Here is a 15,228-nt window from a genome sequence, read left to right as displayed (position 1 = left end):
AATGTAAAAAAAATATATGCAAGTTATTCAATGATGGATTATGTCAATACTATTGAACCAAGTATAGAATATTAAAATGAAATGCCATAAGACTTCAAGAACTGCTTACGAAGTGACATCTTAAAGCACAAAACTATACTGAATCATACAGCGAAATAGTTTAGTTTTGGTATAGGATATAGGATCTGTATTCTCTGAAACATTAAATATGAAAAGCTTCCAATTATTGGCAGGTTGATCAGGGAAGTACTTCATATCCTGCCTGAATGTATAGCCTATACTCAATGAAAATTTGTGGTGCTTTTTCACAAGTATGTCAAGGCTGCTCATTCCATAAAGAGCTGAATATTCATAAATAGAATTGTCGTGATCTCTTTTAGATAGTCGGTACGATTCTACTTTTCCATCGAGTTCTATCGACCATTTCATACGGTCATTAAATTTATAAGTCAATTTTGGTTTTACAGGAAATACACCATACAATTCCCACTTGGGGCTGAAGTTATATTTCACGAAAATAAGGGGGGTGATTTGATGGGCTGTAAACTGTTTATTGTAGAAAAGCCCCCAACCTGTAGCGAATTTTTTGGAATGCCGTATATTATAATAGCTCCCCACACCATATCGAATGTCTTTAAAGCTAATGTCTTGGTAGTCTGAGAAAATCCCCGATTTTAAGATGATGGCAACACTATTCTTCTCATTTTTTTTCTTTTGCCACAGTAAAGTAGCCTCGGTTTGAAATACGTTGTAGTTGAAATAGTCATCAATATTGTGCTGATATCGCCCACCAAATTCCAGCTTCATTGCCAATAAAGTACTGTCATTGTATAATAGAGGCGCGTTTACAGAGGCATTTATATTATTGGAATAGCCGTTGATGGTATCATTCTTGATCTTATCAAAACTGTAGGTCATATCGAACAAGGTAAGTTCTCTGTTTTGGCTATATACATAGCTATTTATAGCAAGAGCAATTAAGAAATATAGATAACGCTTCATTATTCGCTTATTAATTTCCCGTCAGAGAGTTCAACAATCCGATCGCAGTTCGCTGCAAATTCATCATCGTGAGTAACCGATATAATGGTTTGACCTCGTTCTTTTGCCAACTCCCGAAAGATGTCAAAAACAACCTTCGTGTTTTTAGAATCGAGGTTTCCAGTGGGTTCGTCACCCATAATGATAGAAGGGGAATTGATAAGTGCTCTGGCAATAGCCACACGTTGTTGCTGCCCACCCGATATTTTAGATGATTGCTTATATTCATGTCCTTTTATACCCAAGAGCGTAAGAAGTTCTATAGCTTCGCCTTTAATTTCTTCTTTACTTTTTTTCATTAATTTGAGCGCTGGAAGCATCACATTGTCAAGCACAGTAAACTCAGGTAACAAATAATGAAACTGAAAAACAAAGCCGATATGTTCGTTTCTAAATTTCGCCAATTGATTTTGTTTCAATCCAGTTATAGCTTTACCACCCATGGTTATTTCTCCTGTATAATTGGTGTCCATTGTAGATAGCAAGTAGAGTAGTGTAGATTTTCCCGAACCCGATTTTCCAATGATAGAAACAAACTCGCCTCTATCCACCTCAAAAGAAATGTCTTTCAAAACGTGAAATGCGGTTGGTTCGTGGAAGTATTTATTTATTTTTTTTACAGAAAGTGCTTTCATCTTTTATCCTCTTAAAATTTCTACGGGGTCTACTTTAGATGCTTTGCGCGCTGGGAGATACCCCGCAATGAATGTGATGATGATACCAAAGCAAAAAGCCATTACATAATCGGCTGTGCTATATTCTACAGGAAGGGTGGTGAGTGTGGCAATTTTGAAAGGCACATTATCAACCAACCTTACAATGATATTGCCGAGCACTAAGCCCGTAATACCCCCCATAAAACCAATGACAATCGATTGGGCGAGGAAAATTTCGATGACATCTTTGCCATTAAAGCCCATCGCTTTTAAGATGGCTATCTCTTTTATTTTCTCATTTACCGTCATGTTCATAATGTTGTAAATACCAAAACCTGCTACTATCAAAATGGTGAGAGAAATGGCCACAGCTACAATATCTCTAAGCACATTGGCTGCATCTAATTGGGCATTGCCCTCTTGCCAAGCTTCTACTTTATAATCAGTGAGTTTGCTGATTTCCTCCGATAAACTTTGAGCCTTGTAATAGTCCGCTATATTTAAAAGTACCTCCGTGGCGTAGCTTTTATTTTTAGAAAAAAGTTGCCTTGCGGTGTGTATAGAAACCAATGCTCGTGTTTTGTCTGCGGCATTAGAACCGGTTTCTATCAAGCCAATGACTTTAAAGGTTTTAGTGATGCCTTCAGAAGTAGTAAGTAAAATATTGTTGCTTGTATTTACACCAATGGCTCTTGCTAAACCTGTACCTAGAATAATGCCATCCGAACGCCTATCTAATTCTTCCAAGTCTCCCTCTACAATATATTTTGCCGTTTCAAACAGTTCGTTTTCTCCTTCTATCTCGATACCGGAGAGACTTGCACTTGTTTTAGAGACGCCATTGCGTACAAAAACATTTTGGTTGAGCTGTTGCGTTACGCCTGTAATTTCATTGAAGTGGAGCAGTTTGTTTTTTATTTCATCAGCATTTTTTATACCTTCTGCGTATTGAATGTTTCGGGCGTTATTTATTATAACTATAGTATTCGGATCAGCAACATTCAGTATGGGATCTACATCTGTAGGTAAGTCGTTGTAAATTTTAATATGTGGCATAGACGTGAAAGTGATTTGCGTTTGCGCATTATTAACACCCGCCATAAAACTGTTCATAAACACATACATAGAGATGCCGAAAGTGACACTCAGTACCGCTACCAATAATTGCTTGAACCTTGTAGTAAGATGTACCTGTGCTATCTTCTGATTGGTGTTCATATTACTTTGGTTTTACAATTACATCCTTGTCAGAAATTCCTGAAATTACTTCCGTCCATTCTCCATTTTTACTGCCAATTTCTATGTTTCTTTCCTCACCGTTTTCCAGCAAGACGTAGTGTTCTTTCAAAAGGTATTCAGACGGAATTACGAGCACCCCCTGTCTATTGGCTGTTTCTATATTCGCTTGTAGTTGGGTGCCGGAGAACATTTTTTCTGGTCTTTCTATAAAGCGAGCTTCCAACACATAAGACTGTTCTGTTTTATTAAAGGCAGGGTAAATTTTGGTGACTTTTGCGGCAAAAACTGAATTAGTATACGTATTGATACTGACGGCTATGGCTTGCCCGATATTTATTTTGGTAATGTCATCTTCTGATACAAATAGCTTAATGAGGTAAGCGCCACTACCAATTTCAGCAACAGCTTCTCCTTTTCGTATCAGTTCTCCTTGCTTTTTAAACACATTGTTTACCGCGCCAGCAAGTGGTGTTATAAGTTTATAATCTGCCAGCATACTTTTAGAAGTATTTACTTGTACTAAACTTCGTTGCACATTTAGGCGTAAAGCGTCCTTGGTTTCGGTATAGCTTTTTTGCAATGCCACAAGATTGTTTTGAGCAGCGTGATATTGCAATTCCATTTTTTCAAATTCAAGTTGGGAAACAGAGTTTGTAGCATACAATTTTTTGAAACGAGTGTAGTTTTCCTGATCTAAAGCAAGCTGTTGTTTTGCCTGATTGATTTGGGTTTGAATTTGTTGCAGCCGTGGTGAATTTTCAGAAGCATTGTTCACCGCATCATGATACACGGCCAAAGCATCGTCTAATTGGTTACTGGATACATCATTTTTTAGCGTAGCAATTATTGTGGACGTGCTCACACTATCTCCTTCTTTTACGGAAATTGTTTGTACGATACCTTCTACAGTAGAAGAAACTGTATACTGATTTTCTTGCTCAATATGTCCACTGGCAAACACAGCTTCTTTAATATCTTTAGTCTCTGGGGTAGTGCTTTCCTGTTTGGTACACGAGAATAAAGTCACAGAAAAAAGTATGGCGAAGAGTGCATATTTGCCGTTATTGAATGGTCTGTTTTTGTGATTATTCATAAGTCGTAAAGTCAATTTGTCGGATGTAAATTTTGTAGTGAGAGAGCGTTAAAGAAGCAAGGCTCTGCAAATAATTGTTTTGCATTTTTAGCAAGTCTTCGTACTTATCTAGGCGTTCATCTAAACTGATAATCCCACTTTTATATTTATTCTCAGCGTGTGCGTCATTCTGTTGCTGCAGGTCCAACATCTGTTGATGATCTGCCAATAGTTGAGCTGATTTTTTTGAATCTAATAGCAGCAAGTCATCTTCTTTCTGTTTTACCAACTTGGTGTTTTTTAGCTGTAATTCTTGCAGCTGTAATTCATGCTGAGACAATATGATTTTCTGACGAGTAGAAAAGCCATTAAACACAGGGATATTGAGTTTTATGCCTACAAATTGTTGTGGCAATTTGCTTACATCATCAAATGAAAAGAAGTTATCGGTGGCCCAGTTGTAATTGTATTGGTAAAAAATACTCGCGCTGGGTAGGTGTAGTGCTTTCTTCTGTTTAAGTAACGATTCAGATTTTTTAACTTCTACTTGCTGCCAAAGTATTTCAGGATGAAGTGTTTGAATTTTAGTGTTTGCAAGCATGAAATGCTCAGGACTATCCTGTACCAAAACCGTTTCTTGGGTGTTTAATAAACTTTGCAGTTGGATGTAAAAACTCTTTACGTTATCTGTAGATTCTCCCAAAATACTGCGGGAGGATAGCTTCTGAATAGCAGCTGCATTCAGTTTTGCTTCTTCTATTATTCCCTCTTGGTACTTTTCCTTTGCACTTTCATAAATGGCAGTAGCAACCCTTAGGTTCTCTTCATAAATGGCCAGGGCTTCTTGGGTAAGTACTATAGAGTAGTAGATGGAAACCAACTGATTATAGGTGTTGAATTTAATTCTCTGTGTATTCACTTTACTCTCTTCCACTAAAATTTTAGCGGTTTGTGAAGCCATGCTTTTTTGAAAATTCAAAATATCCCATTGCGCATTTACACCTGCTGAATACGCGTGCTTTTTACCAAAGGTTAATTCATCGTAAGTTCCTTCTGGCGCTGTAGGATCCACGAGTTGAGCAGGAAGCAAAGTGGCTTGTAAAGTTATATTGTCATTATACCCTGCAGAAGCATTCAACGTAGGGAATAAATAGGCGCTAGACTCCTTAGCATTAGCAATTGCCGTCTGCTCACTAATGGCTGCAGTTTGTAGCGCAATAGCATGTTTGTCGGCATACTTCAACAGTTCGTCTAGCGAATTGAATTGTAGTTGAGCTACTACGGGAAAGCAAAACAGGGTGAATAAAGGGATCAACCAAATCTTCATGATCATCATGGTTTAGTTATCTACTCTAGTCCAAATAACTGATTTAGACATCAGTCCAAAACTCACCTTTAGTTCTAACTCATCTATGCTCAGTAAATGAGTTGTGCAGTCTGCCGTTTTATTTCTCTGTAGAATATGAACCGTCCCATCTTCATACGCACCATCTTTTTCAAACGATAGATTGGTAATTTGCTTTTTGCCTACAAAAGACGCTTCATCACTTTCTCGAATGATAGCTTCGTAGTTGTCGCCATTCTTTACAAATTCAATGACCCTACTTTTATCAGGATTCGTCCATTTGCCAAGTATCTTGTCTTCTGTGGTTTGAGCATAGGCGTTTATCCCTAATAAGACCCCTGCCACTAGTAAAATCAATCTTTGCATTTCTTTTTAGTTTTAAATTCAATGCAAACTTGGATTGGTATAAAGACCTTTAAAAAGTGTTTGTTACCGAATTGAACATTATTAGGAGTGAAGTGAACGTTAGATTACTTAAGAGTGTTGATCGCCTGTAAGTAAATCGAACCTCTATAGACACACAAACTGGGACAGTACCTCGAATTTGTGTCAACTTATTTCAGGACGGGACAGGCCTTAAAACAAAAAAAGCCCAGCAAAATGCTGAGCTTTTCGAAGTCGGGATACCAGGATTCGAACCTGGGACCCCCTGGTCCCAAACCAGGTGCGCTACCGGACTGCGCTACATCCCGATCAATAAATTGTCACCGGTATTATTGACAATTTTCGTGATCCGCTCAGGACTCGAACCTGAAACCTACTGCTTAGAAGGCAGTTGCTCTATCCAGTTGAGCTAGCAGACCATAATATCTTAGAAGACTTTTTCTTCTATTATTGCGGAGAGAGGGGGATTCGAACCCCCGGTACGATTTCTCGCACGCATGTTTAGCAAACATGTGGTTTCAGCCACTCACCCACCTCTCCAGTGGATACCAAACTAGTAGAAATGGATCGAAATCACACCTCTAGAGAACGTTTTTCCTCTCGTTTTTTTGGTGCTCCTCAAAAACGAGATGCAAATATAGCATAACATATTTTAGAACTCCAACGGCTATTTGAAAAAAGCCTGAGAAATTTGAAATATTTTCTGATTTGACGAAATTCTGCCTTAAACTGAGAAGCTGCTAAACTATTTATAGAATATTAATGACATTTTCTATGGGACGACCGATGGCCGCTTTTCCATTTTTCACCACTACTGGTCGTTCGATCAGAATGGGATGGGCTACCATGGCATCTATCCATTGTTCATCACTCAATTCTTTGTCTTTAAATTCCGCTTTGAAAATTTTCTCTCCTTTTCTTATTAATTCCAGAGGTTTGATACTTAACATGCTGACCAAATTGGTAATTTCCTCTTTTGTTGGTTGAGATTTAAGATACTCGACGATTTCAATTGCTTCGTTTTTCTCTTCCAATAGTGCAAGTGCTTGTCGGCTCTTGGTGCATCTAGGGTTGTGATATATTTTGGTCATTGCATTATAGTCTTTTTAAATAGATCATTCTGGCTTCGTCCAGCTCCTCAAAAATAGAAATTTTCAACTGCTCAAGTTCTTTTAATAAATCCTTTTTGGTGTTGATGAAATTATGGATTTTCAGAAATGAAACTCCTGAACGAAAGAAGTTGTAGTAGTGAAGCACGTAATAGCCCGACAGTGGTAGAGAGGCAAAGTACAAACTGAGAATTAGAGGATCGGAAGAAAGTTTTGCATCAAAGACAATAAAGGATAAGGCATAATAAGCTGGAAAAATAATAATACCTAAACTCATCATAATCGGGGCATAATATTCTACCTCTTTAGTGAATTTTTTAGCCAACCAGTACGGGGCTCTGAAGGGTAATAAATTCTGAATTAGCCCATATAAGTATAGTGGGAAACCAGCGATAAGATAAATTGTGCCAGATATTAAAATACTAAACTTTTGAAGCTTGCTTCGAAGTGGTTTGGTGTGTTTTGCTGTAGTTTGAAATTCGTCTAATAATTGACTGCATCGATCAATTTTTGTTTTGATGGTTTCAAATTTATTTGGAAAAGAAACTTTGAAATACTGAATGGCATTTGCAATTTCTTTTGTCAATTCAAACTCTTCGTTGTTGATTGTATTTGCTCCTTTAATCAACTGTTCTTTGTAAATCCTCTTGACTTTGAAAAAGAGATCCTCTTGTTCTTTGTCCTCTGTAGTAATGGTAAGGCTTTCGAGTGATTCTCTAATTTTTTGTGTGAGTGCCTGGACGCCAGCTATTTCATCTTTTTCATAAATGTCTTTGAACTGCTTCACCGAAATGAGTTCTCCTGTGTTGACATAGATTTTGCTTCTGAACTTGGATGGATTGCTATAATACAAGCCTATGGGTATGATTTTCACATCTAGATTGTAGTTGTTTTTTTGCTCTACACTAAGTGCAATACGTGCACCGCCAGTCTTGATTTTCCGAAGCTTTAGTTCGTGATAGCTGGTGCCTTCAGGAAATAGCATCAGTGAATTATTGGCTTCTAGGAATTTGTAACAGTCGCGAAAAGTATTTTCATTGTCAATTTTTTCTCCTGGAGCCACATCTTTGTCACGATACACAGGAATGACTCTGAAGTAAGCAAATATGGCATTCACAAAAGAGTTGACGAAAATGGAAGCGTTTCCCAAGAAGCCCACGCGCTGTTTGAATAGCGTAGCCAGGATCAATGGATCCATGAAGGTATTGGGGTGGTTACCAACAATGATAAGTGGCCCATTGGTTGGTAACTCAATAGACTTATGTATAGACACCTTTCGGAAAAATATCCGAAGGGCAATTTTGACTACTATTTTTAAAAAGTTATAGATCAAATTTTACCTTTATTAAGTTTTGCTCTGGACAGAATGATCAATCCGATTACAAAAAACAATCCCATAAATAGCATAGAGTTACGCATCGTACCCGTGAGTTGTAGAATATAGCCAAAACCCATAGTGCCCAATACAATCGCGAATTTTTCCGTGACATCGTAAAAACTAAAATAGGAAGCGGTGTCTTTGGTTCCTTCTGGGATCAATTTGGAATACGTAGATCTTGATATGGATTGAATGCCACCCATGACCAATCCAAGTAATCCTGCCAAACCATAAAATACTGTTTTGTCTGCAATGAAATAGGCGAGAATACAGATGCAAAACCAAATGATGATGGCAATAGTTATTGAAGCTTTATTTCCTTTTTTATTTGAAATGGTAGCAAAGAGATATGCTCCACCTACTGCAACTAATTGAATAATTAAAATGACGATGATCATTTCACTGGATTCCATACCTATTTCTTCCGCTGCAAAAAGGGGCGCTAGTAGCATGACAGTTTGTACACCCATACTGTAAAAAAAGAAGGAATAAAGAAACCTAATCGAGTTGACATTCTCTTTTAGACTGCTAAACACTTTTTTCAATTCGTTAAAACCTGAGCGTAACACTTCACCTGTGATTTTCCCAAATGTACGGTTGTCTTCCAGTTTGGCAAAAGCAATATGTGCAAACCCAAACCACCAAAACCCTACTAACAGAAAAACAAATCTGGTAGCACTTCCAGCTCCATCAAATCCGAAAGTCTCAGGAATCGAGACAAGAACCAAACTCACAATCAAGAGCAATACACTTCCGATGTAACCCATTGAAAACCCTCTCGCACTTACTCGGTCCATTTGATCTTCAGATGCGATTTCAGGAAGAAAGGCATTGTAAAAAACGACCGAGGAAGCATAGCCCAGACTTGCTGTGATCGCCAATAAGATTCCATATTCGATATTGCTGCCTTCAAAAAAGTAGAGTCCTATACAAGCCAGTGAACCGAGATAGGTAAAAAACCTCATGAAAGCCTTTTTGGATCCTCGATAATCAGCTACTCCAGATAGTATAGGGTACAGAATGACCGCGATCAAAAAGGAAAACGAAATGGCGTAGGAGTACAAGACAGAACTGTTAATTGAAAATCCGAAAAAACTCACCACCTCGCCATCAAAAGCAGCTTTCGTTGCGCTGTTGTAGTAAATTGGGAAAATGGCTGTAGTTACAATAAGGTTGTAAACCGAATTGGCCCAGTCGTACGAACACCAGGCATTGATGGTCTTTTTGTCGTTTAGAATCATGGGCTGAAGATAAGTAAAAATCAGGCGTTCTTGGCCATCATTTCTTCAATACTCCTGTTAAATTTCTTGTGGAATTGTTTTTTGAAATTGGTTACGTTTTTCATGCCAATGGCTTTGGCTGCTTCAGTCGGATTTTTAAGACTTTTGTTTTTAATCAGATTCTCCAAGTAATGCCATCTGATTTCTTTGATGTACTCGTGTGGTGTCAAATCCGTCAGTTTTTTGATCATACGGTAGACTTTTCTTTCGCTTGCTGCCATGGCATCAGCCAGTATGAGTACCGTTAGATCTGGATTGTCAATTTGTGCAATAACGAGTTTCTTCACTTTTTCTAGTAGATCTTTTTCAATGTCATTTATCAATGGTTTGTCGTTGACAATAATGGTGTTTCCTACATCTTTTACCCATCGCTCTTTTTGATTGAGAAGGTTCTTGATTCGTAAGAGAATTTCTTTTTTGCCAAAAGGTTTTTGGAGAATATTGTTGATACCCCTTGTTAAAACTTGAAATTGGTCGTCGGCAGTGTTTCTGGCGGAAACCACCAAGACCGGAATGGATTTCCAATCTTCGTTTTCCTGCATTTTTTCAAGTAACTCAAAACCATCCATCCAGGGCATCATCAAATCAGTAATAACTAAATCCATGGATTGGTTTTTTAGCACTTTAAGTGCCATAATGCCATTTTCAGCTTCAGTCACGTTGTAGTTTTCTTTGATCAATCGAGCGATAAATTCCCTGACTTCCGGATGGTCATCTACAAGAAGTACATTGGGTTTGTTTTGATCCTGGCCGTTAGAAGATAGTGAAATCGTCTGTTCCTGATTATAAGTTTTCTCCCAGAGTTCACTCCAGAGTTTATTTTTAGATTGAATGTATTCGGAAGTCTCAGGTACTTCAGCGATTAATTCTTCTAAAGTCAAATAGGGAAGAGTCAGTACGAAAGTAGAACCTTCTCCAATTTTTGAATGAACACTTATCTTGCCTCCATGAACCTCAACTAATTCTTTCACAAGCGATAGACCAATTCCTAGACCTTCATAGATATGATATTTGTTTTTAGGAGACTGATAGTATCTGTCAAACAAATAAGGAAGGCTGCTTTCTGGTATACCTTCACCTGTATCAGTAATTGAAATTTTCAGATCATGACCTTTAGTATCCACATGAACTATTACAGAATCCCCTTGATGCGTGTGCTTAAGTGCGTTGGTAATGAGGTTGAATATGATTTTTTCAAATTGATGTGGGTCAATAGAGATGCCAACTTGGTCTTCAATCGTGGATTCAAATGCTAAATTTACAGACTTAAATTCAGCCGAAGATTGAAACATTGAAACTAAGGAAGATAAATAAATATTGACCGGCACTTCTTTCAATTTCAGGTTTATCTTACCCTCTTCGAGTTTGGTCAGCTCATTGATTTCGTCTGTAAGAAAAAGTAACCGCTGAGCATTTTTATTGGCAACTTCCAAGTTTTGCTTAGCGTCTGAAGTGAGATATGATTCATCATCATGCTTGATCTGTTCATAGTTGCCAAGTATCAAACTCAATGGACTTCGTAAATCATGAGAAATATTGGCGAAAAATCGTGATTTCGCAAAATCAAGCTCTTCCAATTTTTTGGCTTGTGCAGATATTTGCTGGTTTAATCTTCTTCTTTCCACAGCGCGCATATAAATAATGATAGCAATTATCAAAAGGAGTAAGGATGCTGCTGAAGCTAAGATGATGATAGTTTTTTGGCGTTCTACGATTTCACGAAGAAACATGGTTTCCACTTCTTTCTTTTCTGCTTCATATTGAGATTTTAGCCCTTCAATTGTTCGTGTCGTTTGTTCATTGAAAATGGAGTCTTCATTTTCCTGATTCAATTTAAAATAGTGCAAAGCGTTTTCGTAGTCACCTCTATCTTCAGCAATGATGGAAAGATTCTCATGGATTTTGCGAATATCATTCTTGAGGTTGTTGGCTTTTGCAACTTTTAAGGATTCTTGCGAATAGTAATCTGCTGAATCGAGATTCCCTTTTTGCCTGTGTATGACGGCAATATTGTATAAACTAAAAGCTAAAGCACCTTTGTTTTTTATATGATTGATCGCATCTATGGATTCATGAAAATATTCCAAAGATTTATCCAAATCGCCCTTTCGCATGGTCAACTCAGCCAGATCCACGGCGATGGTGACCAAACCTTCTTTGTCTTGAAGTTCTTTTCTGATGTTTCTGGTTTTCAAATAATTCAGTTCGGCTTGGTCGTACTTGTCTATGCGCGAATAGGTCCGTCCAAGATTGAGGTAGACGTAAGCCAGCATGCTCTGATCATTGAGATCTTGAGCCGGAACAAGCGCTTTTTCAAAATATTCTAAAGCACCCTCGTAGTTGGTTTGGTAAATGTAAATATTACCAATATTGATATTGGAGTAACCAATTTGCTCTAGGTTTTGGGCTTCTTCTGCGGCTTTGAGAGCTTCTACAAAGTACTTAAAGGCATTGGAGTAATCGCTTTTGTTACGATAGGCAATTCCTTGAAAATTTAAGCTTTTGATGATCCCACTTTCATATTTGATTTCTTTGGAAAATTCAAAAGCTTGCTGACCGAAGTAAAGAGCAGAATCTGAGTTTACATTTCGATATTGCCAACTTAGTTGAGCCAATATTTCGGCTCGTTGGATGCCAGAAGAAAAGTGGAGGGAATCTTTGAGGCTATCTATACTCTTATTGGATTGAACAGTTTCTGCCAATGATGCATTTGCACTTAGACAAAGCAACGCTATCCACCCAACCAAAATCAGAGACCTTTTCATTTCAACCTTTAATTTCCCCTCAAATGCAACTTCGAATTTAGTGTATTTTGAATTAAAATAAATGTGACAAATGAAGGAGTAGAATGATTTGATTTTTTTATTCTGAAAAAGTCATTAACATTGACGCTTCATTTCAAACAATCAATCAGTATGAGTGCAAGTACTAAGTCTACTTTAAAGTTAATTGCCATTGTGATCGTGCTACTAATGGTCGCTATGCAACTCAATTTCATTATTATTCCATTCTTGGCTGCCTATAAATTTTGGCTGATGGTAGTCGCTGCAGTTTTGCTATTATTAGCTTCCTGATGAACTTTAATTAATAGGAACAAATGGATATCAGGCAGTTAATACATGCCATCTGTCCAGTCGACGTGTATTGAGAGCTTTTTTTTGAGTAAATTATAGTTGATTGCAACTTTTTTGAGTTGACATTCATCTTAAAAAAAACCAAAAGTCAAAACTCAATACTCATGTTCAAAAATTATCTAAAGGTTACACTTCGTAATCTGCTTAAAAACAAAGTTTTTGTTTCTATCAACATTCTAGGCTTAGGATTAGCGCTGGCCTGCTGTATAGTTGCGTATATCAACTCTAAATTCAATTGGTCATTTGATGAAAGTCATGTGCAAATTGACAATATCTATAAAGTTCATAGTGTCAGAGACGACAAAGGGGATATTCGAGAGTATGGTCGTGTGCCGTTTCCGATTGCCGATAATGTTATGAATGACATTGCAGGTGTAGATCGGGTATTTCGATATGAAAGCCACGTGTTTACCGCCAGAGATGTTCAATTGGATAAGGTATTCAATACCAGTGTTACTTACGTAGATCCTGGGTTTCTAGAATCATTCACATTTGATTTGATCAGTGGTGATTTAGATGCCTATCACCAATTGGAAAATGCAATTGTTACTCAAGAATATGCTAGCAAATTCTATGGAGAGGAAGATCCGATAGGAAAGGTACTGACTGTATTTGATGATACGGGCATGAGTTTCAATTTTACCATTGCAGGAGTAGTAGACAAGGCGCCTCAAAATTCATCTGTTCATTTCGAACTACTACTCAATTTCGAGAATAGATATAGAATGTATGATGATGGGGTAAAAGGTAGCTGGGAAGCCATGGCTCAAAATACATTTGTGTATTTGGATGACCCGAGTAAGGCAGAATCCATTGAATCTCAAATGGATAAATACATTCCTATCCAAAATGAGGCTAATCCAGGCTTTACCATTACCAAGTTTGTGCTGAGCCCGATGAACAATCATGCGCAGATATCCCAACAAATCAGATGGGACAATTTGCGAAATGCGGCACCCGCTGCTGCAACACTCACTCCACAACTTATGGCGCTGTTGATCTTGTTGGTAGCTTGTTTCAACTTTACGAACACAGCTATAGCTACATCGAATAGACGATTAAAAGAAATAGGAGTTAGAAAAGTTCTGGGAGGGAATAGAAGACAATTGATTCTTCAGTTTTTGGCTGAAAATCTTACGATCTGCTTTTTAGCTATAGTAATGTCTCTCGTCATTGCTCAGTTTTTGGTGCCCGCATACAGTGCGATGTGGGAAGGGATGGATTTAGAAATGAGCTTCTCTGAAGATTACATGTTGTATATATTTCTCGTGGGGTTATTGGTTTTTACTACGCTTTTAGCAGGCTTTTATCCTTCACTTTATGTTAGTAAGTATGATCCTGTGAGTATTCTTCGTGGTACATTGAGTATTGGAGGATCTGGTCGTTTGACTAAAATCCTTTTGGCTTGCCAATATACATTTACTGTCATAGCTATGTTTGCTAGTGTAGCTTTCGTACAAAATGCACGGTATCAGGACACTTTAGATATGGGCTATGACCGAGCCCAAGTGCTTGGTGTGAGTGTCCTCAATGACAATGAATATCAAAAAACATTAGCTTCCATGCTAGCCAATCCAGATATAGAAGCTGTAGCTAGTGCCAAAAACCACATTGGGAGAGGAAATTATGGAGCTACCTTGCTTAGTGGTGACGCAGAGGTTGATGCCAACATGATCGATGTGGGTATGGGTTATTTGGAAGTCATGGGCTTGGAGATTTTGCAGGGTCGATCATTCGAAAAAGAATTGGAAGCTTCGGATAGCGAAGGCTCCTTAATCATTAATGAAAAGGCAGTTGAGGCCTTTGGATGGACAGATCCTCTAGGCAAAAGAGTGGCCATCAATGATACAACTACACTAACTGTAGTAGGCGTGATTAAAAACTTCTACATGTATGGTTTTTGGGCACCCATCGAGCCGGTGGGTATTACGCTAAAGAGCTTGAGATTCGAAGATGATGGAACCAATAGTTTTGTGGTGGCTCGCACGAGCGTTAGTAAAATCAGAAATGTATATGATGATTTGGAATCTGATTGGAACAGTCGAATCCAGACTAAAATTTTCAATGGATTCTTTCAAGACGATTTTCTCAGAGAGGCGAAAGAAATCAACGACAACATCACCATGATTTTTGGTTTCTTGGGAATAGTCGCATTCATACTCTCTTGTCTGGGACTATACACCTTGGTCTCTATCAACTTGATGAAACGTGTGAAGGAGATTGGCGTACGGAAAGTACTAGGTAGCAGTATAGGTCGCATTGTATATTTAATCAACAAAGACTACTTTCTACTTCTGCTGATTTCTTCGTCACTGGGGGTAACCTTTGGTTATTACTTGATTGATGGGCTCATAGCAGAGATTTTTACACATTACAAAGCGATGGACGTGATCACATTCGCTACACCTATTTTAATGATTGTCCTGATTTCCTTGACCATTGCAAGTTTAAGAACCTTCAAGTTTGCTCAAGTCAATCCAGTGACGGCGCTACGATATGAATAAAAGATTAATGATTGATGAGCTGAAAAAAGGTTCGGGACATTCCCGAACCTTTTTTAGCGGATAATAATTGCTTGAAACCAAGTACT

At 38.0% G+C, this 15,228-nt stretch carries 11 protein-coding genes and 3 tRNA genes; 1 reads left to right on the top strand and 13 read right to left on the bottom strand.

Annotation, left to right across the window (positions count from 1 at the left end):
* Positions 1 to 120: 120 nt before the first annotated feature.
* The 13 genes from ABJH98_RS12930 to ABJH98_RS12870 form a co-directional block, all read right to left on the bottom strand.
* Positions 121 to 1,002 carry a DUF6268 family outer membrane beta-barrel protein gene (locus ABJH98_RS12930; protein ID WP_348308111.1) on the bottom strand — a complete coding sequence of 294 codons (882 nt, stop codon included), beginning with the start codon at positions 1,000 to 1,002 and terminating at the stop codon, positions 121 to 123.
* Positions 1,002 to 1,676 carry an ABC transporter ATP-binding protein gene (locus ABJH98_RS12925; RefSeq protein ID WP_348308110.1) on the bottom strand — a complete coding sequence of 225 codons (675 nt, stop codon included), beginning with the start codon at positions 1,674 to 1,676 and terminating at the stop codon, positions 1,002 to 1,004. The genes ABJH98_RS12930 and ABJH98_RS12925 overlap by 1 nt, the downstream gene beginning before the upstream one ends.
* A gap of 3 nt (positions 1,677 to 1,679) precedes the next feature.
* Complete coding sequence (locus ABJH98_RS12920) at positions 1,680 to 2,915, bottom strand: FtsX-like permease family protein (protein ID WP_348308109.1); 1,236 nt, start codon at positions 2,913 to 2,915, stop codon at positions 1,680 to 1,682.
* A 1-nt stretch (position 2,916) separates the two neighbouring features.
* Positions 2,917 to 4,029, bottom strand: coding sequence for an HlyD family efflux transporter periplasmic adaptor subunit (locus tag ABJH98_RS12915; protein WP_348308108.1), 1,113 nt, complete (start codon positions 4,027 to 4,029; stop codon positions 2,917 to 2,919).
* Entirely contained in the window at positions 4,022 to 5,335 is a 1,314-nt protein-coding gene (locus tag ABJH98_RS12910) for a TolC family protein (RefSeq protein ID WP_348308107.1), read from the bottom strand. Before ABJH98_RS12910 ends, ABJH98_RS12915 begins: the two co-directional genes overlap by 8 nt.
* 12 nt (positions 5,336 to 5,347) lie before the next feature.
* The gene (locus ABJH98_RS12905; protein ID WP_348308106.1) at positions 5,348 to 5,719 is read right to left on the bottom strand and encodes a DUF2147 domain-containing protein; all 372 of its coding nucleotides are present in this window, start codon (positions 5,717 to 5,719) and stop codon (positions 5,348 to 5,350) included.
* 252 nt (positions 5,720 to 5,971) lie between these two features.
* Positions 5,972 to 6,045, bottom strand: a tRNA-Pro gene (locus ABJH98_RS12900).
* Between the two features lie 37 nt (positions 6,046 to 6,082).
* A tRNA-Arg gene (locus tag ABJH98_RS12895) sits at positions 6,083 to 6,156 on the bottom strand.
* Between the two features lie 34 nt (positions 6,157 to 6,190).
* Positions 6,191 to 6,277: transfer RNA gene (locus tag ABJH98_RS12890), tRNA-Ser, on the bottom strand.
* A gap of 209 nt (positions 6,278 to 6,486) precedes the next feature.
* Positions 6,487 to 6,828: an arsenate reductase (glutaredoxin) gene (gene arsC, locus ABJH98_RS12885; protein WP_348308105.1), complete on the bottom strand. Its 342-nt coding sequence runs from the start codon at positions 6,826 to 6,828 to the stop codon at positions 6,487 to 6,489.
* Positions 6,829 to 6,832: 4 nt separating this feature from the next.
* Positions 6,833 to 8,119, bottom strand: a complete 1,287-nt coding sequence (locus ABJH98_RS12880; protein WP_348308104.1) for a 1-acyl-sn-glycerol-3-phosphate acyltransferase — start codon at positions 8,117 to 8,119, stop codon at positions 6,833 to 6,835.
* A gap of 56 nt (positions 8,120 to 8,175) precedes the next feature.
* On the bottom strand, positions 8,176 to 9,465 hold the full coding sequence (locus ABJH98_RS12875; protein ID WP_348308103.1) for an MFS transporter: 1,290 nt from the start codon (positions 9,463 to 9,465) through the stop codon (positions 8,176 to 8,178).
* A gap of 20 nt (positions 9,466 to 9,485) precedes the next feature.
* The gene (locus ABJH98_RS12870; RefSeq protein ID WP_348308102.1) at positions 9,486 to 12,269 is read right to left on the bottom strand and encodes an ATP-binding protein; all 2,784 of its coding nucleotides are present in this window, start codon (positions 12,267 to 12,269) and stop codon (positions 9,486 to 9,488) included.
* Positions 12,270 to 12,742: 473 nt separating this feature from the next.
* Here ABJH98_RS12870 and ABJH98_RS12865 point away from each other — a divergent pair, with 473 nt between their 5' ends.
* Positions 12,743 to 15,142, top strand: coding sequence for an FtsX-like permease family protein (locus ABJH98_RS12865; RefSeq protein WP_348308101.1), 2,400 nt, complete (start codon positions 12,743 to 12,745; stop codon positions 15,140 to 15,142).
* The last annotated feature ends 86 nt before the right edge of the window (positions 15,143 to 15,228 follow it).

Origin of the sequence: Reichenbachiella sp. (assembly GCF_039969095.1) — a bacterium.
Classification (GTDB): domain Bacteria; phylum Bacteroidota; class Bacteroidia; order Cytophagales; family Cyclobacteriaceae; genus Reichenbachiella.
The sequence above is the reverse complement of the archived record's forward strand: the minus strand, read 5'-3'. Positions and strand labels throughout refer to the sequence as shown.